This is a genomic window from Pirellulales bacterium (assembly GCA_035546535.1).
GTDB lineage: Bacteria > Planctomycetota > Planctomycetia > Pirellulales > JACPPG01 > JACPPG01.
Genome location: DASZWQ010000190.1, coordinates 19,006 through 40,044 on the forward strand (window position 1 = coordinate 19,006; position 21,039 = coordinate 40,044).

Below are 21,039 nucleotides of genomic sequence, written 5' to 3' on the forward strand. Positions count from 1 at the left end.
CCACCAAGATGGTCATTCTCTTGCGTTGACAGTCGAGACCCTCACCCTGCCCTCTCACGGAGGCCTCTCAGGGAGAGGGGTTTTGAAGAAAGTGGCACCGCGCGCCGACTATTGCAAATTCTCGCCCAAGAAGAGCGCCTCGACGGCCGTGAGATAATCGCGGTTGTCCTTCTTGGCAAAGCCGTGCCCTTCGTTGTCGGCGTACACGGTCCATACGGCACGGCCTGCTGCTCGCACGCGGTCGGCGATCTGCTGCGCCTCGGAAAACGGCACGCGCGGATCGTTCACGCCGTGCACGACCAACAGCGCCGATTGAATCTTATCGACGCGACCGGCCGGATTAATGCGCTCGAACACGGATCGCATCTCGGGCTTGCGCTCGTCGCCGTATTCGGCGCGGCGCAGGTCCTGCCGGTAGGGGCTGGTGTTTTGCAGAAAGGTGATAAAGTTCGAGATGCCCACGATGTCGATGCCGGCCTTGATGCGCTCGGGGAAGTTGACGAGCGAAGCCAGCACCATGTAGCCGCCGTAGGATCCGCCGGTTACGGCCACGCGCGAGGCGTCGAGCTCGGGACGCGTCTTCACCCAGTCCAAGAGCGCGCCGATGTCGCGCACGCTATCCTCGCGGAGCTCGGCGTTATCCAGTTGCAGGTAGGTCTTGCCGTAGCCGGCCGAGCCGCGCACGTTCGGATAGATCACGGCCAGTCCCATCTCGTTCACTTGGTACTGCGTGACGCCGGAAAAGAGTGGACGGTATTGCCCCTCGGGCCCGCCGTGAATGTTGATCAGAACCGCCGCACGATGTTCGGGGGTAGCCGTGCGCGGCTTGAAGACGTAAGCGGGAATCTGCCGCCCGTCGAACGTGGCGAACTGGATTCGCTCGGGCGCGACGAACGACGCCGGATCGAGCCCCCCCACTTCGCTATAGGTCCAGCGCGTGAGCGCGCCGTCACCCAGCTTGCAGGTGTAAGCGTCGGCCGGTGCGTCGGGGCGGGCGAGCGTCAGGCCGAGCGCAGCGCCATCGGGCGAGAACTCCAGGCCCGTCACGATCCCCAACGGCAGCTTCAACTCGCGGCGCCCTTTGTCATCGAGCAAGAACAGCCGGCTGGCACCATCCTCGTTGATCGTGAAGGCGACCGCCCCGGTCGCAGGGTCGACCACTACGTCGGCCACGTCCCAGGCGATGTCCTCGGTCAGCCATTGATAATCGAGCGTCGTCAGGTCGAGCCGAGCCAACTGCAAGAATTCGCCCTTGGCATCGCACGTGACGTAGGCCGAGCGTCCGTCCTTGGCGAAAGCCAACGTGCCGAAGGAAACCTTTCCCTCGGCGGGGATCGGCAGCGGCTTCATCTCCTTCTTGGCGACGTCGAAGATCGCTGGGTAAGACTCGTTGGCCGACACGTAGCGATTCATCAAGAGACGCGTGCCGTCGAGCGACCAGTCCGTCGCTACCCAGTACTCGCCCGAGGTCTCCAACAGCATTTGCATGCTGTCGGGCTTGCGCGTGTCGGCAATGTATACGTCGGTATCCCGGCCATTGCGGCGATTGCTGTTGACGATCATCCGCGCCCCGGAATGTTCCAGCGGGCCGAGCAGGTTGCGCGACTTGCCATCGGTCAAGAGCGACGTTTTGAAGGTCGCGCGATCGAGCAGGTAGACCTGTTCGTTTTCGTTGCCTCCTTTGCTCATCGAGAGCAGGATCGCTCCGTCCTTGGCCTGTGGAATGAATCGCCCGGTGCAAGGCTCGTCGAAAAACGTGATCTGCTCGCGCCGGCCGCCCGGCGTATAAACCCGGTGCAGCTGCACCGAGTTGCCGAAGCGTGTGCTGATCAGGATTCCGCCCGCGTCGCCCGCCTGTTCCGACCAGCCGAGGAACGCGGCACTGCGCGTGTTCTGGTATTGGGTCAAACGATCGGTAAGCGCCTGCGGAACCGCCGGCACGCCGCTGGTGGTGATCGCCGCGGGGCGATTCGGGTCGGCCGGCTCGTCAGCCCGGGCAGCTTGCCGGGGTGCACAGTGCGCCAGGACCAATAGAACAGCGACACGCGTGATGTTCATGCGCATGGTGGCGAAACTCCGGAACGCGTTGATGATTGCAGAAATTGTAGCGCAACTATTTGCCGGCCGGCGCCAATTCGTTCACGCGATGCTCGAGCGCTCCCATGAGAACCCCTGCCATCATGGGACCGCAACTATTCTCTTCGCCGTACTGGCTCTTTTTGCGGCCGTAAGCAAATGGCGGCGTGTAATCCCACTGACGCTTGGGAATGATGTATCCCAGCTCGTCGTTCGCCAGACCGATGAGCAAGAATTTGTCGCCGGGCAAGAGCTTCGTCACCGATTTTTCTAACGGTGCGTCAGGAAAGTCGGCGCTCGGATCAGCCGGCTCCTGGCATTTGCCGTAAACCAATTCAGGGTACATTTCTCCGGGGATGCCGGCGATGTGCAGTTGGCCGAAACGCAGGTACGCCACTTCGCTGAGACCGGCGGCGATTTCTCCTGCGGCGCCTTTGATCGGTCCGCCGAAAACTTCGAAGTCGCCGCTCCAGGCATGCCCATCGCGCTTCAGAACGCCGGCCATCTGGGCCATACGGTACAGCGGGTTCTCCAGCGGCACGCTGATCGGCTTGGCGGCGAACGCCAACGGCGCGAGCTTGAGCGGTTGCGCACTGTCGATCGCCTTGATCGCCAGATCGGCGACTTCGTTGCCGTAGGCCTCGGCGTATTCGAACGTCGCGTCGGGGATATTGCGCGAGTCGCGGTAACGGTTCGACGGCGTGGTCATCAGCCCGCCCACGGCGCCGCTAAAGTAGACGACCGGACAGTGATACTTCTCTTCCAGGCGTTTGACGGTTTGCCAGGGAAAATCGGCCGTGATCAGTTTGTTGTCGCTGCCCAGCGCCTCGGGGTGGCAGCTCCAATCCACGATCAACCCTGCCGGCTTGCCGTCGGTGTTCAGAAGCTTCACAGTGCGAATCACGCCATCGGGCACGTGCGGCTCGCGGCTATCGCGCAACAGTGTCGGATCGTCGGCGGTGCCGTAGGCGCCGGTGGCCGGCTTCGCTGCCGCGTCGGCCTTTTGAACCGCTTCCACGGTGCGATCGACGATGCGCTGCAAGTACGCGGGATCGACGCCGCTTTTGAAAGGGCTCGGCCCCCATAGCCCCAGCACGTCGGGCCCCTCGTGGTTGTGCGTGCTGGCGACCAGCACATAGTCAAACCCGCTCAGACGCTTGCGAATCTCTTGCGTGGTCGGATATTGAATGCCCACCACGTCGACGGCCACCAGCGCGATCTTTTTCTGGCCGTCGTTGAACACCACGGCCCGGGCAAACAGCGGATCGTGTACGCCCGTCGCGCGCCGATTCTGGCCATAGCCGGCGATCCATACCGGGTTCGGGCCATTCACGTCGGGCGTGACATCCGTGGCGGCGAAACCGACTTTGAGCGTCTCGGCGGCGCGCAAGGCGCCCCAGTTCATCAACAAAAATGCGAAGAAGAGTAACAATCGAGATACGAACTTCGTGGGCATGGGCGAAGGACACCTTAAGCGGTTGAGGGAAGCGAATGTACGAGGATCCCGGCTCTGGCTACAGATACTAGCCGACCGGGGCGCCTTCGGCGAGGAGCGGTGGCTGGGCCGAAAAGCCGATTGTGGCCTCGCACCACTGCGAGACCGACAACAGGGCCCCTTCTCCCCACCGGCTGCCGATCAGTTGAAAGCTTACCGGCATCTCGTTCGCACTCGAGAGGCCGCAGGGAAAGCAGACCGTGGGGAGCCCGGCATAGCTGAACGGGGCTTGGAAGCGAGGGTCGCCGGTGGTTTCCAAGCCGGGCGCCGTCGTGGTGGCGGAGGGCGTGACCAACGCATCGTAGCCGGCCAGCCGCAATTCCAAGTCGCGCGCGAAGCGGCGCTGATGGGCGAGCGCAGCAGAGTAATCGACGAGCGTCGTTGCGAGCCCCTCGTCCATCAGCGCCGCGATGCACGGCCCATACTCGGCGCGGCGCTCGGGAAAGTTATCGCGGTGGTGCATCGCCGCATCGATGGCCATGATGCTGCGGTGGTAAGCAATCACGGGGGCGAAGCTATCCGGCGGCGCCACGCGTTCGATCGTTGCTCCGGCAGCGGCTAGTTTCCCGAGGGCCGCTTCCAGACTCTCGCGCACGTCGGGGGCCGCGGCCTCGTTAAAAAAACCGGTGAGAACAGCCAACCGCGGCGGTGCACAGCGCGCTGGCTCGGCCGTGTAATTCGCGGTCGGTATGTCGATCGAAATCGCGTCCTGCGGGTCGTAGCCCGCGATCGCCGTGAGCATGATCGCCAGGTCGGCCACGTCGCGCGCGAGGGGCCCGGGATGATCGAGATGAAAGCTCAACGGCAGGATACCCGTCAGGCTCACCCGGCCATAGGTCGGCTTGCACCCGGCGACGCCACAGTAGGCCGCCGGGCGCGTGATCGATCCGCCGGTTTGCGAACCCATGGCTGCGACGCACATGCCCAAGGCGACCGCCGCGGCCGAACCGCTGCTCGAGCCGGCCGGCGTGCGCGTGAGGTTCCAGGGATTGCGTGTGGGCGAAGGATCGAAGCTGGCAAACTCGGTCGTGACGGTTTTTCCCAGGAACACGGCGCCCGCTTCGCGCAGCCTGGTGACGACTTGCGCGTCGCGCGTCGCGACGTTGCCCAGCCGCAGCCGCGACCCGGCCAGCGTGGGCCAGCCGGCCACGTCGATGATGTCCTTGATCCCGATCGGCACGCCGTGCAGCGGACCACGGCAGCGGCCCGCCTGAAGTTCGGCATCGCGCTCGGCGGCCTGGCGCCGTGCTCCTTCGGCGTCGACCAAGACCCAGGCTCGGATGCGGTCTTCGAATTGATCGATCCGTGCCAGGCAGGCGTCGACCAGTGCGCGCGAGGAAGTGCGGCCCGCGAGCAACAGCTCGGATGTCTCGTGAATCGTGGGGAGATGCGTGCTGTTCATCGTTGGACATTTGTCGGGAGGGTGAAGCGGGGAGCCGAACGGGCGGAGAAACCATTGTAGTGCGAATCTCGCGGCATGTGCGATGGGCCGCTGCGCGTGTCTCGTGGTGTGGTGGCTGTTACAAATTTTCTTGACCAGGGTCTTATCCCGTGTAAACTCCGCCACTTAGAAGGTCGCTACGGGGATGTACATCCACTTTAGAAGGGGAACGCAAATGAGATTGACGATCGTATTTGCCGCTGCGATGTGCGCACTTTCTTTGGCGTCCGGCCGCTCTTTGGCCGCCATCATTCCGCCAATTGGGCTTGCTCCGGGCCAGCAGTATCAGCTCATCTTCGTGACCTACGACAGCATTGCCGGCACTATGGGCACCGAGGCGCCGTACAACCTGTTCGTTAATGCTGAGGCGGCGCAGAATCCCGACCTACCTAGCACTACATGGTCGTCGATCACCACAACCGTTGACGGGGTGACGGCCGAGAGTAACGCGCCGTGGCTCGGTCTGCCTGTCTATAACACGCAAGGCATTCAGGTGAACATCGAGGGTCAATCGCTCTATTCGGGAACGCTCGCCAATCCAGTGTTGTACGACCAGTTCGGCAATGCGTATCCAGGCCCGGACACCGAATATGCTTACACGGGCTATGGCAATGACCCGGTAAACTCTGCGCCACTGGGTTCCCCGGCGGGCGCCTCGGATGGCATTCCCAGTTTCACCAGCACCTACTGGCTGGACGCGGGGGCCATAACTACCCCTGAAATTCCGCTGCCAATCATGGCGCTCAGTGGCGCGATCACGGTTGCAGCGCCGGAGCCGGACGGGCTATTGTTGGCCGGCCTGGCTGTCGCGGGATTCTTCGCATGGCGAAGATCCCTGCCTTGCCGCCCGTGCGGCTAGGGTTTTGTCTCCCCTCATTCATCCATCTGGCCTTCGACGCACTCGATGCGAACAGGTACGGCGATCGCTTCCGGATTGCTTTCTGTATTTTGCCGCGCCAACTCGGCTGTCACATGTTCATTGCCCAAGTAATACCCTCCCGCGCTATCTCGATAGTTGTTGAACGACCGCTCGATGACGATCTTCTCGCGGACGTTGGGTAGTGGGGTCAAAATGACCCCACTACCTGCGCTTGGTGATGGAGAGAGGCTGCTCGAGGTCTGCCGCCGCCGGAATGCGCTTGTATGCGCAACGCGCGGGCTAATACGCGTCCATCAAATCCCTCTCCCTCGCAGGGAGAGGCTAGGGTGAGGGGCAAGGCGTTCTCTGATCAGGGAACCGCAAGCTGGCACAACGCATCACCCTCCCCTGGCCCCTCCCTGCCAGGGCGGGGATTCTTAACGCCGCCGCGTATCAGCAATTCTCTCCAGAGTCGCGGACCTCGGCCGCAGGCAACGGCGCGTGGCAGCCGGCCGCTCCCGTAACTATCATGCGGTCGCGTAGCAGGTTGCCCATGAGATTCTGAGCGAGGTGATCATGAAGATTTGTCGGGCGAATTGCAGCAGCGGTGCCCCGAGGTTGGGACGCGTGCTGGTTACATTCCTGGTTGCCCTGATCGTGGTTACTGCATTGCCGGCAGCCCAGGCTGACGAGGCGGCCGGGCAACTCAAGGTGATGACGTTCAATCTGCGCTATGCCAGCAGCCAGCCGCCCAATGCGTGGCAGGCGCGGCGCCCTGTGGCGAAGGCCTTGATCGAACAGGTCAAGCCGGACCTGATCGGCACACAGGAGGGGCTGTGGCAGCAGGTCAAAGACCTGGAAAGCGATCTGCCGGATTATGCCTGGATCGGCCTGGGGCGCGACGGCGGCAGCCGCGGCGAGTTCATGGCCGTCTATTATCGCCGCGCGCGCTTCGAACCGCTGGAATTCGATCACTTCTGGCTATCCGATACGCCCGACCGCATCGGTTCGACCAGTTGGGGCAACACCAATCGGCGGATGGTCACCTGGGTGCGATTCAAAGAGCGCGAATCAGGCCAGGAATTCTACTTTCTCAACACGCATTTCGATCACCAGGTGCAGGCAGCGCGGGAAAAAAGCGCCGCGCTGGTCGTCAAACGCGTCGCGCAACTCGTGACGAAGCTCCCGGTGATCCTGGTCGGCGATTTCAACGCCGCCGCCGGCGACAACCCGGCCTACGAGACGCTCGTCGGCGCCGGCAAATTCATCGACAGTTGGACCGCGGCGGAAAAGCGCGGGCCGGCGATCGGCACGTTTCACAACTACGCGGGGCCGAAGGACAACGGAGCGCGCATCGATTGGATTCTGACGCGCGGGCCAGTAAAGGCCCTATCGAGCGAAGTCGTGACCTTCGCGTCGAACGGGCAATATCCGAGCGACCATTTTCCCGTCGTGGCGAGCCTAGTGTGGACACCCCAATGAAGCGGTGCCGGGCGGTGGAACGACGCAAAAAGATTCCCGTAGAATAGGTGCATACAGCGCACTCCACGAGAACGCCAAATGCTTCGGCGCAAAAAAGAAGCCCCCGCAGGTGGGGCAGGAACCTGCGGAGGCCGAACCACTGTGAGCAAGCTCACAGCAGTAAGCTCAAGTATGCATCTCAAGGCACGCAATGCAAGGGTTTGATCGCGCCTTACGGATTTGTAAACCCAAGTCTGTGGTTCTTCGTCGAGCAGCGAGCGTCGCGCCGAGTCGTCAACATGTCAGCGACTTAGATATCGTCAGACCGACGCATGCGTAGTGAGATTTCTTGTGAACATCGTAGGCGCTACGGTACCACTGGGTGGCGTGCTTCAACGGCGCCGCGTTTTTGATCCGTCAAAAAACTCCCAAAACAGCAATGAAAAGGAGCGTGAGGCAACATGCCCAAGGTCTTGATGCCGATCGGCGACGCGACCGAAGTGTTGGACACGATGTACGCGCTGTTTCGATTGCCGGAAGACGCGTTCGAAGTGATCGTCGCGGGACCACAAGCGCGCACGTATCACATGGTGCTGCATGAAATCCCTCCAGCCTCGGAACCTGCCTGGGACATCACGCGCGAATCGCCCGGCTATCACCTGCCGGCGACGATTGCCTTTCGCGATGTCGATCCGACCGAGTATGCGGGCTTGTTCGTCTCCGGAGGGAGAGCGCCGGAATACCTGCGCTACGACGCCGACTTATTGCGCATCACGCGGCATTTTTTCGAAGCGAACAAACCGGTGGCTGCGCTCTGCCACGGAATCGAAATCCTCACCGCCGCCGACTGCATCCGCGGCCGCACCGTGACGACCGTCGCCAAATGCGCCCTCGACGCCGCGCAAGGGGGAGCGCGTTACGTGAACGAACCGTGCGTGCAAGATGGCAACCTGGTCACGGCGCGAACCTGGCACGATAACACGCCGTTATTGGCCACGTTCGTGAAGATGCTGAAGAAGAAGTGATGAGCGATGAGTGATGAACGATGAGCGGAAAGAGCTCCGCCCCCCGCTCAGCACTTAGCACTCATCGTTTAGGGCTTCGCCCTCTCTCACTCCGGTTTGGCTTCGCTCGCCGCCGGGTTGTACCAGGGGCCATGACCGTCGATCAACGCCCTGTCGGCGTCGGGCGGGCCCCAGGTGTTGGGCTCATAAACGTGCAGCGGCGTGACATTGCCCAGCACGGGGTCAACGATCCGCCAGGCCGCTTCGACACCATCCTCGCGCGTGAACAGCGTCTGGTCGCCGTTGATCGCGTCCCCCAGTAATCGTTCGTACGGCTCACGATCCTCGGGGCTTTGATGCTGGGCGTGCAGTTCCACTTCTTCGCCGCGCATCTGTTCGCCGGGAACTTTGGCGCGGGTGGATAGGGCTAGCACGACCTCGGGATTAAGTCGGAATCGCAAATAGTTCGACCAGCCTGATTCGGAATCACTGAGCACCGTCTGCGGCATCTTCTTCAAGATCACGCGCACCTCGGTCGAAGTGACCGGCAGGCACTTGCCTACGCGCACGTAGAACGGCACGCCGGCCCAGCGCCAGTTGTTGATCTCGAAGCGGCAAGCGGCAAAGGTTTCGACGGTGGAATCCTTTGCCACGCCGGCCTCGTCGCGGTAACCGCGGAACTGCCCACGCACGGTTGACTTCGGGTCAAGGGGTTTGATGGTCCGCAACACCTTGAATTTTTCGTCGCGGATCGATTCGGCATCGCGCGCGGCCGGTGGCTCCATGGCAATTTCCGCCACCAATTGCAGCATGTGGTTCTGCACGACGTCGCGAATGGCGCCTGCTTCTTCGTAAAACTTGCCGCGTCCCTGCACGCCGAACTTTTCGGCCATCGTGATCTGCACGCAATCCAGATAGTGTCGGTTCCAGATCGGCTCGAGGATCGGGTTGGCAAAGCGGAAATAAACCAGGTTCAGCACCGGTTCCTTGCCCAGGTAGTGGTCGATGCGAAAGATGCCCGACTCGGGAAAGAACTTGTGCAAGATGCGATTCAGGTCTTCGGCGCTGGCCAGGTCGCGGCCGAACGGCTTTTCGACCACCACGCGCGCGTGATCCGTGCAGCTTGCCTGGGCCAGGCCCTGCGCGACGCGCTCGAACAGGCTGGGCGGAATGGCCAGATAGTGCAGCGGACGTTTCGCGTTGTCGAGCTTTTGTTTCAGCTTTTGATACGTGGCCGGATCGTTGTAATCTCCGTCGACATATTTCATCCGCGACGAAAGCTTGGCAAAGGCCGACTCGTCGAAGCGGCCGTGCTCTTTGATGCTCGCCCGCGCCCGATCGCGAAGTTGATCGACATTCCAGCCCGCGCGGGCGACACCGATCACCGGCATGTCCAGCACGCCATGCTCCGTCATGGCCTGCAGCGATGGGAAGATCTTTTTATACGCCAGGTCTCCGGTGGCGCCGAAGAAAACCAGAGCGTCGGCTCGTTCGTTGGGCATCAGAGTCCTCCGTCACTTATGTCGCTGGTCGTTGGTTTTGATTGGGGCCATCCGTCGGCTACGACGCGCCATGTCGCGCGGCGCGATAGCGGCGAATCAGCGCCGATGTCGAGCTGTCGTGCGCGAGCTTCGGTTCCTCGGCCGCTTTCAGTTCGGGAATGATGCGGCCGGCCAGAACCTTGCCCAGCTCGACACCCCATTGATCGAAGGAATCGATGTTCCAGATCACTCCCTGCGTGAAGACGCTGTGCTCGTAGAGCGCGACGAGCTTACCCAACGTCTCCGGCGTGAGCCGGTCGGCCATAATCGTATTTGTCGGCCGGTTCCCCTCGAACACGCGATGCGGCACGAGCCAGTCGGGCGTTCCTTCGGCTTTCACTTCGTCGGGCGTTTTGCCGAAAGCCAGGGCCTCGGTCTGCGCGAGCAGGTTGGCCGTGAGCAGATCGTGATGATCGCCCAGCGGATTGAGCGTGTGCAGGAAGCCGAGGAAATCGCAGGGAATGAGCCGCGTTCCCTGGTGAATCAATTGATAGAACGAGTGCTGGCCGTTGGTGCCCGGCTCGCCCCAATAAATGGGGCCGGTGGCGTGCTCGACCGGTGCGCCGGTGAGCGTGACGTGCTTGCCGTTGCTCTCCATGGTGAGCTGCTGCAAGTACGCGGGAAAGCGCTTCAGGTATTGATCGTACGGCAAAACGGCGACGGTCTCGGCGCCGAAGAAATCGTTGTACCAGACCGACAGCAGGCCCAGAGTCACCGGCAGATTGTGTTCCCAGGGCGCGGTGCGGAAATGCTCGTCCATGGCGTGAAAGCCGGCGAGCATGGCGCGGAAGTTGTCAGGTCCGACAGCCAGCATCGTCGACAGGCCGATGGCCGAATCCATCGAGTAGCGGCCGCCGACCCAATCCCAGAAGCCGAACATGTTGGCCGTGTCGATGCCGAACTTGCTCACCTCTTTCGCGTTCGTCGAGACGGCCACGAAGTGTTTCGCCACGGCCGCTTCGTCGCGCAGTGTGCGCAGGGACCAGTCGCGGGCCGTGTGGGCATTGGTCATCGTCTCGAGCGTAGTGAAGGTCTTTGACGAAACGATGAACAAGGTCTCGGCCGCGTCGAGCCCTTGCACGGCTTCGGCGAAATCGGTGCCGTCGACGTTCGAGACAAAGCGGAACGTCAGGCTGCGGTCGCTGTAATGACGCAACGCTTCGTAGGCCATGACCGGGCCAAGGTCCGAACCGCCGATGCCGATATTGATGACGTTGCGGATCCGCCGCCCGGTATGCCCCAGCCAGCGCCCGCTGCGCACCCGATCGGCGAACGCGCTCATCTTGTCGAGCACGGCGTGTACTTGCGGCACGACGTCTTGACCGTCGAGAACGATTTTCTCGCCCTTCGGCGCGCGCAGGGCGACGTGCAACACGGCCCGATTCTCAGTGACGTTGATCCGCTCGCCGCGGAACATCGCGTCGCGCCGGTCGGCCAGCTTCGCTTCGTCGGCCAGTTGCCGCAGCAGGCGCATCGTTTCGGCCGTGATGCGGTTCTTCGAATAATCGAGATGCAGCCCCACGGCGTCGAGCGAAAATTTCTCGGCCCGCGCCGGGTCGTCGGCAAAGAGCTGCCTCAAGTGGGTGTCTTTGAACTTCGCGTAATGGGCGGCGAGCGCCTGCCAGGCCGGGCTTGAACTCGTTGCCGAGGTGGTTGTCGTCATGCGAGCTGCGCTTTTCGCGGAGGGATGTGTTGAAGGTGCCGACGCCGCCGAGTCGGCCGTGGCACTGGGCGCCAGCGTAGCGGTTTGCTCCCAAAGGCGGAACCCTCCGCGGAACGCATTGGCGTTGTCGCCCAGCCGGCACTTGGGCGGCATGGTCTTTAGTTTTTTGACGTTGCCGCCGCCCAGGACGACGTAATCAGGCTCGAGCGCCGCGCACAACGTCTTCACGACGTCGTTGACCAGCGCTCGCCAGCGCTTCTTGCCGAACTTTTCCAAGCCGCGCAGGCCGACATAATCCTCGTAGGTTCGTTTCCGATAGCGCAGATGGGCCAACTCCATCGGTTCCAGCAAACCATCCACGACCATGGCCGATCCGAGCCCGGTTCCCAGGCCGAGGAACAACATGCTGCCCCCTTCGTAGCTTCCCAGCGCCTGCATGGCGGCGTCGTTGATGATTTTGACGGGGCGATGAAAGGCGGCGGCGAAATCGAAGCCGACCCATCCGGGCGCCAAGTTATGCGGTTCGGTAATGGGCTTGTTGCGCACGACGACGCCTGGGTAGCCGATCGAGATGCGGTCGTATTGCCAATCGGCCGCCAGTTCCTGCACGCGGGGGACCATCTGTGCCGCCGTGAGCGTGGGCCCGGAGACGAATTTGCGCGGCTCGGCCTGGACGGTGGCTAAAATCTTGACGTGCGTGCCGCCGATATCGATGGCCAGTGTCTGCATCAAAAAAGCTCCTATGCCTGCCGACGCGCGTTTGACTCGTGATCATCCATGACGCCGCGCGCCGCCTCGACATCATAGCTTATTTGGCACGCGGCGCGTCGATGCAGACGGTTTCCGGCCATCGGCTTTCGCGCTATGATTCGTTTATCCATAACCACTTTAACGGAATGCGCATGCCCATCATTCAAGCTCACTTCCTGCCACAGCTCGTTGCGCCCGAAGAGCTGGCTGGCGCCACGGTCGTGGTGTTCGACATTCTGCGGGCGACGTCGACCATCACCTGCGCCCTGGCCGCCGACGCCGCGCGTGTGATTCCCGTCGGCGAAATCGACGAAGCACTGCAACTGGCGGACCGGATCGCGCGACAAGATGGCGTGCGCCCCCTCTTGGCCGGCGAGCGGCACGGACTGCCGATCGAAGGGTTCGACCTGGGCAACTCGCCGCGCGAATACACCTCTGAGCGCGTCGCCGGTCGGACGCTCGTCTTCACCACCACCAATGGCACACGGGCCATGCTGCACTGCCGGCAGGCGAAACAGGTGCTGCTGGGAACATTCGTCGGGCTGCAGGCGCTCGCCGCGCGGCTGCGCGACGCCGAAAACGTACACCTATTGTGCGCCGGAACCGAAGGTGAAATCACACGCGAGGACGTGCTGGCCGCGGGCGCCTTCACGCACGAGCTGATGCGACCTGACGATCCGCTCTCGGCCGGCGCCTGGTCGCGCTGCGAGCTGAACGATCAAGCGCGGATCGCGCGCGACTCGTGGCAGGCGGCGTTACCGCCGGCGGAACTCTTCACGGCCCGCGACTCGTCCGAGTGGCTGGCCCGGGCGCTTTCAGAAAGTAAAGGAGGCCGCAATCTGAAGCGGATCGGCCTGGCCCGCGACATTCCGGATTGCGCGGCGCTCGACCGATTTGATTTTGTGCCTGCGCTGGATCTGCAGTCGTGGGAAATCCGACGAAGCCATTAGCGATCGGCTCGAATTGTCATCCCGGCCCGTCAAACCGTGCCTCTCCCATCATACGCTATCGGTGCCGACGATCCCGAGGCGACACCTGCACGAACAACAGGTCTTCGGCGTCCGCCGCCGCTTTTTGCGAGGGACGCTTTACTTGTCCTGCCGAGGCGCATTTTGCAGCTGATTGCGCAGCGCGGTGAATGACTCGATCAACTTCGTCTGACCCGACGAGCGCGCGAGCTCAAGCGCTCGGTTAACGACGCTGAGTGCCTTATCGAATTGCTGCGCATTGGCGTATGCAATCGCCAGCGTGGCATACGTGTCTGGATCGGACTGCAGGCGCGCGGCCGACTCCAACGATTCGACCCCTTCCGCGACTCGGCCCGTGCGGATCAGGACGATGCCCAGGCCTTTCAGCGCGCCGGCGTAGTCAGGATTCAGTTGCACGGCGCGTGTGAAATGTACGATCGCCTGTTCGTTGCCGCCCTGGTTTGCCAGCGCCGTGGCCAGGTTGTTGTGCGCCTCGGGGTAGTCGGGATCGAACTCGAGCGCGCGTTGGTATTGGGTAATGGCCTGCGCGCGCTGGCCAGCGGCGTTGAGCGCCACGCCCAGGTTATTTAGTGCGCTGGCCGATTGCGGTTTCAATTCCACGACGCGACGGAAATGTGCGATCGCTTCCTCAGGTTGTCCACGCCCCAAGAGCATGGTTCCCGCCAGGTGATGCGTGACGTACGAATCGGGAGCAAGTTCGAGCGCCCTTCGAAAGTGCGTCAACGCCTCGTCCGGGCGGCCGGCGTGGTCGAGCGCTTCGGCAAGGCTTGCCTGCGCGACGACGTTGTCCGGCTGCGCGTCGAGCACGCTTTGCCAGACAGCCACGTTATCCAGGTAAACCTTCACGCGCTGGCGGCCGACCGCGCCGTAGACGGTCGCCAGGGGGAGCGCCGCGGTGAGCACGATGGCCGTGACGTGCCGGCTGCGGGCGACTTCCGGCGCAACGGCGCCGGTTCGGTTTGCCAGCCGGGCAACAGCTCGATAAGTGGCGAGCACGAAGAACGTCGCGAGCGCGGCCAGCGGCAGGTACATGCGCCGCTCGGCGGCGACTTCAGTCACCACCGGCACGATGAACGTTGGCGCGAGGATCAGGAAGAACCATGCGGCCAGAAAACCCGATGGATGACGGCGAGCTTGCAAAACGAGCGTGGCGACAATCGCCACTGCGACCGGTAAGGCCCACGGCCAGGCGTCGCGCAGCGTTTCCAATCGTGGCAACTCGTAGTGCATCAAGAGCGGCGCCGGCCAAAAGACCAGCTTGATGTAGATCACCAAGACCTTGCACTGAGTCAGCCACCACACGGTCGCCGGTAGCTCACTCTGGAAACCGGCCGAGGCGGAGCGCGGGCCGCCGATGTTCAGCGCCAACAACAAAAGCCAGCTACTGGCAAGAGCCGCATAGAGCGGCCAGGCTCTTCGCAATAGGTTGCGCGCGGATCCGCGGAAAAACGTCCAGTCCAGAAGCGCCACCATGATCGGCGCGGTGACCATCGTCTCCTTACAAGCCATGCCGGCGAAACAGCTCAGCGTCGCGATGGCAAGCCAGGATTTTCGAGCGGCGGAGTTTTCGGCCGTTAGATGCCTCAGGCTCGCGTACATCGTCGCGATATAGGAGAACCCCAACAGCAGTTCCGTACGCTGCGTGACGTATTCCACGCTTTGCGTTTGCAGCGGGTGCACTGCCCAGAGAAGCGCAATGGCGAACGCCAGAATGCCTGCGTTATGATCCCATCTTCCCTGAAAACAGGGCAGGCCGAGCACGCGGCGAATAAACGCCCAAAGCAGCGTTGCCGTGAGCGCGTGCACGATGTCATTCACGAGGTGGTAGCCAGCGGTACGATACTGGCCGAAATAATAATTCAGCGCCAGCGACGCGTTGACGAGAGGTCGGCCCGAGGTCGGCAGATCTTTGGGGGGGCGCAGGGGGCCTGGCGAGCCCATGAGGGGCCACAATCGAACGATCGAATGGTTGTTGATGATCGATGCACCGTCATCATGAACAAACGGGGCCCGAAGGCCCGGCCCGTACACCGTCGCAATCGCGGCGCCGAGCACAACGAAGACCATTAGCGGTGCCGCGCGCGACAGTCGCAGCTGCCAGGCGGACGATCGTTCCGATGGCGACGCGGCGACCGTCCGGGTTCCGTGCGTTGCCGTCGAGCTAACCGGGGCGAAGTCGCGCCGCCCGTGGCCTCGTTTGCTGGGCATCACTACCTGGCTTGCGGCATGGCCTTGTTAGTGGAACGACGCGGTTCGCGAAGCATACCGCTCGCTATTCGGAAGATCGTGAGCCGGCAAGCCGCTGTTCTTCGAATCGGCCAGACTTACGAGTTCGGCCATGATACTGCCGAAAGTGCTGGCCGAACAACCGTCCGTCATGGGCTCGAACGGTATTCATGGGGCTGCCGGCCGGGCCCTCTCGCCGACGCAGCGGATGGAACCGTCTCGTGGCCGCGTGCTATTGGACGTCGGCGTCCGAAGGGGGCAATTGGAAGGAACGTTCATGCTCAATGGCTGACACACCTGGCACCTGGCGCAATGCATTTAGCGTATCCCTGGCGGCATGACCGGAAATCGATCCGAGCGCCGTCAGCGTGCGATCGACGTGCATTCCGGCGGCGCGCAATTGTGCCGCTATGGCATCAATTTGAGCGAGATGCTCGTCGTCAACGCTAACGTTGACGTTCACGCGATCGGGAACCGTCATGACCACCTCCGCCGAGCCCTCCCTGATCAATCATAGAAGTGGGGGCGCGGCGGAGGCAATGGTCGTTTGCTGCCATTCGCCGTGGCCGGCGCTGGCCAGTCCTTGAAAGTGTACCTGTGGCGGCATCGTCGACAGAGGCGCAGCTCATTCAAGCGGTGCCTGCACCAGCCCCGAGCCGACGTCGGCTGGCGGCTGACCGAGCGCCCGGGCCGACTTGACCAGCCGCGTCCATAAGTCAACGGCTGTAATGCTCGGGTTGGCTTGCGCGTGCAAGGCGGCGATCCCAGCCACGTGCGGCGTGGCCATGCTTGTGCCCGAGATAATGTTGTATCGCTTCGGCAGAATCCAACTGGAGTACACATCGACACCAGGACCCGCGATGTTGACCTGACCACCGTTGGGTTCCAGTCCCGCATTGGAGAACCAGGCAACCTGCATGGCAGAATCAACGGCCGCCACGGCCATGATCGAGGGACAATTCGCCGGATGCTCCACCGGCCAGATGTCAGGGGGATTATTCTGCCGATGGCTGTCATTGCCGGCGGCCGCCACGATCAGTGTTCCCGCGGCGAGTGCGCGGCGCGCCGTGTTCTCGAAGACCGTCGAAGGATTCTGCCTTGCCCGCACGGGCGCTCCGAGCGACATCGATATCACGCGGCAGCCATTGTGCACCGCCCAGTTGATGCCGGCCATGATGTCGCCGTCGGCGCCTTTGCCGAGGTTACTCAAGACCTTTCCGACGAAGATCTCTGCTTCGTACGCAATACCGTACCGGGGGAGCGGATCAGGAATCCGACGTCCAAGCGCCGTGCCGACACAATGCGTGCCGTGCCCGTGCCCGTCTTGCACTGTTTCGCCGGGGACGAAGGATTGCGTCGTGACCCTGCGGTCGGCGAAGTCCGGATGGTGTACTTCAAAGCCGGTGTCGAGCACGGCGACTTTGATTCCCCGCCCGGACCATGGGCTTTCCACGACGCGCGTTGCCTGCAGTCCCCACGTCACAGCCGATTCGTCGATGGCAGCCGCCCACGGCATCATGCGCGCGGCCGGCGCGGCCGGTACCGGGCCGAAGCACAATTCGGTCGCATGATTTATCCCGTCGCGATAGCCACGCATATAGTCACGGTTGATCGATTCCATTGCGAACGCCGGAGGTGGCGCGCCTGTGGGCAATCCAATCCCTGCCTCGGGCCCGCTGAATCGAGTGGCTGCATAGACGACGCGCTCCGCTTCCACCGCCAGGATGGAATCGGACTTCGTGGCTTGCACGTTGAGCCGGCCGATCTGATCAGGATCGCCATTGACGATCGCCACGCCGATCGCCTCGAGCAGCACCGCACCTGAAGTGGGTATATCGGCGACGTGCGGACCATCGCGCAAGTCGGACATACGCACGGTTGCCAGTCCGGCGCTTTCTTGCAGGGTGCGAAGGGCCGCCTGCATCCCGTCGGTACCATGGCGCATGAGTACCAGGGAGCGGCCCGTCGTCTCGGGTTTAAGCGGCGAAGTTGCAGCTCCTAAAAGCGAGCTTCTCATCAAACCACCGGCGAGCATGGCTTTCCCCCTTCGGCCATGAGTTGTGTGCAATCGCGCGTCATCGGCACGGGATAACGCCACGAGCGTGTACCGTAGTGGCAGGGGGTGACAACGGGTTGTCACAGCGCGCCTGGGTCGTTGTAGAAAAATGTTGGTTTGCGGCCCTGTATCTTTCGCCGGAAGTCGGGCCGAAGAGCTCGTCCCCTCTGGCGGGAAACAGCTATTGTCGATACCAAGGGGGCTGCTGACGCTGGGCAAATACCGGGCGCCGAGCCAACCGTGGCAAGTGCCCCTCCGAACACAAACACCAGAGCACCATGACGAAGATTCAGACATTGCCGAAGCGCGGCCAGGTGAAAGCGGCCGATCAATGGGACCTGTCGAGCCTGTTCGAGAATGACGCAGCGTGGGAGAGCGCGTTCAAGCGGTGGGAGCGGCGCATCGGCGACTACGCGAAGTTCAAGGGCACGCTTGGCAAGGGAGCCAAGGAAATCGCCGCCTGCTTCAAGTTCGACGTCGACATGGATCGGGCTGCCGAGCGATTGGGCACCTACGCGTTCCTCAAAACGGCCGAGGACACCGCCAATAGCACCTATCAGCGGATGCAAGGTCGCTATCAAAACGCCGCCAGCCGCGCCGGCCAGGTAGCCAGCTACATTCGCCCCGAGATCATGGCCATCCCGGCGGCAAAGATGAAAAAGTTTCTGGCCGCCAAGGAACTGGCCCCCTACCGCCTGCAGCTCGAGCGATTGCTGCGCTACAAGCCGCACACACTTTCCGACGGTGAAGAAAAGCTGCTGGCCATGCAGAGCGAGATGTCACTGACGGCCAACCAGGTCTTTCGCCAATTGAACAACGCCGACCTGAAGTTCGGCGCGATCAAGAACGACGCCGGCCAGATGGTCGAGCTAAGCCATGCCTCGTTTTCGACGCTTTTGCATTCCCCCAAGCGCAGCGTGCGCGAGGCGGCCTTCCGCCAGTACTACCAGCAATTCGCCGCCCACGAGAACACGCTGTCGGCCACGCTCGCCGGTTCCGTGCAGCGCGATATTTACTACGCTCGGGCCCGCGGCTACGAAAGCGCGCTGGCCGCCGCCCTGTTTCCCGACAGGGTACCGATGGCGGTCTATGACAACTTGATCGCCGCCGTGCGCAAGAACTTGCCCGGTCTGCACGAGTACTACGACTTGCGGCGCCGCAAGATGAAGCTCAAGGACATCCATCATTACGACACCTACGTGCCGATCCTCAGCGAGCGGCAATCGCGCCACTCCTGGGACGAAGCCGTGAATGTGGTGGTCGAGTCGCTCGCCCCCTTGGGCGACCATTATTGCGGCGTGCTGGAGCAGGGCCTCTCCGGGCGGTGGTGCGACCGGTACGAGAACCAGGGAAAGCAGAGCGGCGCGTTCAGCTCGGGCTCGTTCGACGGCGATCCTTACATCTTGATGAACTTCCAGCCTACGGTGCTCGACCACGTCTTCACGCTCGCGCACGAGGCGGGGCACTCGATGCACTCGTACCTTTCGGCCAAGGCGCAGCCGTTTCAGTATTACAACTACACGATCTTCGTGGCCGAGGTCGCCAGCACGTTCAACGAACAGTTGCTCAGCAAGCACCTGATGCGCAACGCTCGCGACGACCGCGAGCGGGCTTATCTCATCAATCGCGAGATCGACGCCATCCGCGGCACGATTCTCCGGCAGACAATGTTCGCCGAGTTCGAGAAGATCACGCACGAGCTGGCCGAACGAAACGAGCCCTTGACGGTCGACCGTTTCAAGAGCGTGTACCGGGAGCTGTTGGAAGCGTACTTTGGCCCCCATTTCATCCTGGATCAGGAACTGTCGCTGGAGTGTTTCCGCATCCCGCATTTCTACAGCGCGTTTTACGTCTACAAATACGCGACCGGGCTATCGGCGGCGATCGCGCTGGCCGAGCGCGTTGATTCCGGAGTGCCAGGCGCCGTTGAGGATTATTTAAGCTTCCTCAAAGGAGGCTGCTCGAAAGATCCATTGGACCTCTTACGCGGCGCGGGCGTGGATATGGAAAAGCCCGAGCCGGTGAACACGGCCCTGGCCTATTTCCATCGCCTGGTCAAGGAGTTGGACGAGCTGCTGTAGCGAATAGTGGCGATCATCCACGTTCATGCGCATACTGATGCGGGAATATCACAGGCTGCCACGGGAAAGTAAAGCAATGCAACTGGGACTTGTCACGTACATGTGGGGCGCGGACTGGGATCTGCCCACGCTCATCAAGAACTGTCAGCTAACCGGGTTTGCCGGCGTCGAACTGCGGACCACGCACAAGCATGGGGTCGAGCCTGGCCTTTCGGCCGACGAGCGGCGGGAAGTCAACAAGCGATTCACCGATAGCGGTGTCGAGCTGGTCGGCCTCGGCACGACGTGCGATTTCCATTCCGCCGATCCGGACGAGCTCAAGAAGCATATCGAAGAGGCAAAAGCCTTCATCAAGCTGAGCCACGATTGCGGCGGCACCGGCATCAAGGTCCGCCCCAATGGACTCCCCAAGGAGGTGCCGGTCGCCAAGACCCTCGAGCAGATCGGTCGCTCGCTGGCCGAGCTGGCCGCGTTCGGCGAAGGGTATGGACAGGTCGTACGGCTGGAGGTTCACGGGCGCGGCACCGACGAACTGCCACGCGTCAAAGCGATCATGGACGCCGCCACGCATCCCGGCGCCGTCGTCTGCTGGAACTGCAATCAGACCGACCTGGCCGGCGCCGGGCTGGTCGAGAATTTCAACCTCGTGAAGAATCGCCTCGGCACCATCCACATTCACGATCTGATCTCGGGCTATCCCTGGCAGCAGTTGTTCGATCTCTTGAACGGCGCCGGCTTCACGGGCTGGACCCTGGTCGAGGAAGGGGACAAGACCGCCGACCCGATCCGGGTCATGAAGTATTACCGCCTGCTGTGGGAGCGGATGACGGCCCGCGGCTGAGCGTTAAGTCGTCCCTGCGGCGGAGCAGACGAGGAATACATCCACAGTGTTCATGCCGCCCCACGGCATGAACACTGCGGATGCATTCGTTTTTGTAGCCTGCCAACGAACCTATCCGGTGCCAAGTGCCTCGCGGAATCGCGCGATGCGAGCCGCCATCGGTCCCGGCGACACTAGCTCATGATCTGCCACGCGCGCCACTTCCAGCACGATGAAGCGCGGGCCGGGTAGCGAAAGAACCTCGGCCGCGCGGGCACGCCAATCCTCCAAGTCGGTGAAGCGCGCCGTGCTCGTAAAGCCGGCGGCCTGGGCCATGCCGACGAAATCTACGTGCGCGGCGTCTCCGGCGGTGTGCTGGCCGCCGGTCACTTCGTAAACACCGTTCTCCAAGACAATGAGCGTCAGGTTCGTCGCTCCGCTGGCGACGATCGTCACCAGGCAGCCCAGGCTCATCAGCATGCAACCGTCGCCATTGAAGGCGAGGACTTCGCGCTGCGGCTGCGCGAGCGCCATGCCCAATGCCAGCATGGGCGCGTGCCCCATCGCCGAGGGAATG

Annotated in this window: 16 protein-coding genes; 6 read left to right on the forward strand and 10 right to left on the reverse strand. The window is 62.5% G+C overall.

Annotation, left to right across the window (positions count from 1 at the left end; genetic code table 11):
• Positions 1 to 108 precede the first annotated feature (108 nt).
• From VHD36_22265 to VHD36_22275, 3 genes are all read right to left on the reverse strand, one after another.
• A complete protein-coding gene (locus VHD36_22265; protein HVU90073.1) occupies positions 109 to 2,064 on the reverse strand; it encodes a prolyl oligopeptidase family serine peptidase in 1,956 nt (651 codons plus the stop codon).
• Positions 2,065 to 2,113: 49 nt separating this feature from the next.
• A complete protein-coding gene (locus VHD36_22270; protein HVU90074.1) occupies positions 2,114 to 3,532 on the reverse strand; it encodes a neutral/alkaline non-lysosomal ceramidase N-terminal domain-containing protein in 1,419 nt (472 codons plus the stop codon).
• A gap of 67 nt (positions 3,533 to 3,599) precedes the next feature.
• The gene (locus VHD36_22275) at positions 3,600 to 4,973 is read right to left on the reverse strand and encodes an amidase (protein HVU90075.1); all 1,374 of its coding nucleotides are present in this window, start codon (positions 4,971 to 4,973) and stop codon (positions 3,600 to 3,602) included.
• A gap of 214 nt (positions 4,974 to 5,187) precedes the next feature.
• Between VHD36_22275 and VHD36_22280 the strand changes: the two genes are divergently transcribed.
• A complete protein-coding gene (locus VHD36_22280; GenBank protein HVU90076.1) occupies positions 5,188 to 5,871 on the forward strand; it encodes a PEP-CTERM sorting domain-containing protein in 684 nt (227 codons plus the stop codon).
• Between the two features lie 14 nt (positions 5,872 to 5,885).
• Here the strand turns inward: VHD36_22280 and VHD36_22285 are convergent, their stop codons facing one another.
• On the reverse strand, positions 5,886 to 6,083 hold the full coding sequence (locus VHD36_22285; protein HVU90077.1) for a hypothetical protein: 198 nt from the start codon (positions 6,081 to 6,083) through the stop codon (positions 5,886 to 5,888).
• A gap of 364 nt (positions 6,084 to 6,447) precedes the next feature.
• On the opposite strand from VHD36_22285, the gene VHD36_22290 reads away from it, so the two are divergent.
• Both VHD36_22290 and VHD36_22295 read left to right on the forward strand, forming a co-directional pair.
• Positions 6,448 to 7,353, forward strand: coding sequence for an endonuclease/exonuclease/phosphatase family protein (locus tag VHD36_22290; protein HVU90078.1), 906 nt, complete (start codon positions 6,448 to 6,450; stop codon positions 7,351 to 7,353).
• A 440-nt stretch (positions 7,354 to 7,793) separates the two neighbouring features.
• Complete coding sequence (locus VHD36_22295; protein ID HVU90079.1) at positions 7,794 to 8,357, forward strand: DJ-1/PfpI family protein; 564 nt, start codon at positions 7,794 to 7,796, stop codon at positions 8,355 to 8,357.
• 86 nt (positions 8,358 to 8,443) lie between these two features.
• Here VHD36_22295 and zwf read toward each other — a convergent pair whose 3' ends face one another.
• Together zwf and pgi are read right to left on the reverse strand one after the other, a co-directional pair.
• On the reverse strand, positions 8,444 to 9,838 hold the full coding sequence (zwf, locus tag VHD36_22300; GenBank protein HVU90080.1) for a glucose-6-phosphate dehydrogenase: 1,395 nt from the start codon (positions 9,836 to 9,838) through the stop codon (positions 8,444 to 8,446).
• 58 nt (positions 9,839 to 9,896) lie between these two features.
• Positions 9,897 to 12,269 (reverse strand): glucose-6-phosphate isomerase, encoded by a 2,373-nt coding sequence (gene pgi, locus VHD36_22305; GenBank protein HVU90081.1) that lies wholly within the window; start codon positions 12,267 to 12,269, stop codon positions 9,897 to 9,899.
• 173 nt (positions 12,270 to 12,442) lie between these two features.
• Between pgi and VHD36_22310 the strand changes: the two genes are divergently transcribed.
• A complete protein-coding gene (locus tag VHD36_22310) occupies positions 12,443 to 13,240 on the forward strand; it encodes a 2-phosphosulfolactate phosphatase (protein HVU90082.1) in 798 nt (265 codons plus the stop codon).
• Between the two features lie 138 nt (positions 13,241 to 13,378).
• Here the strand turns inward: VHD36_22310 and VHD36_22315 are convergent, their stop codons facing one another.
• The 3 genes from VHD36_22315 to VHD36_22325 all read right to left on the reverse strand — a co-directional run bounded on the left by VHD36_22315 (position 13,379) and on the right by VHD36_22325 (position 17,522).
• Positions 13,379 to 15,346, reverse strand: a complete 1,968-nt coding sequence (locus tag VHD36_22315) for a tetratricopeptide repeat protein (GenBank protein ID HVU90083.1) — start codon at positions 15,344 to 15,346, stop codon at positions 13,379 to 13,381.
• 391 nt (positions 15,347 to 15,737) lie between these two features.
• Positions 15,738 to 15,986 (reverse strand): hypothetical protein, encoded by a 249-nt coding sequence (locus tag VHD36_22320; GenBank protein ID HVU90084.1) that lies wholly within the window; start codon positions 15,984 to 15,986, stop codon positions 15,738 to 15,740.
• 144 nt (positions 15,987 to 16,130) lie between these two features.
• A complete protein-coding gene (locus VHD36_22325; protein HVU90085.1) occupies positions 16,131 to 17,522 on the reverse strand; it encodes a S8 family serine peptidase in 1,392 nt (463 codons plus the stop codon).
• 317 nt (positions 17,523 to 17,839) lie between these two features.
• On the opposite strand from VHD36_22325, the gene pepF reads away from it, so the two are divergent.
• Together pepF and VHD36_22335 are read left to right on the forward strand one after the other, a co-directional pair.
• Positions 17,840 to 19,642 (forward strand): oligoendopeptidase F, encoded by a 1,803-nt coding sequence (gene pepF, locus VHD36_22330; GenBank protein ID HVU90086.1) that lies wholly within the window; start codon positions 17,840 to 17,842, stop codon positions 19,640 to 19,642.
• 76 nt (positions 19,643 to 19,718) lie between these two features.
• A complete protein-coding gene (locus VHD36_22335) occupies positions 19,719 to 20,483 on the forward strand; it encodes a TIM barrel protein (protein HVU90087.1) in 765 nt (254 codons plus the stop codon).
• A gap of 111 nt (positions 20,484 to 20,594) precedes the next feature.
• Here the strand turns inward: VHD36_22335 and VHD36_22340 are convergent.
• Positions 20,595 to 21,039: thiamine pyrophosphate-dependent enzyme (locus VHD36_22340; GenBank protein ID HVU90088.1), on the reverse strand; the 445-nt coding region annotated here is incomplete at its 5' end.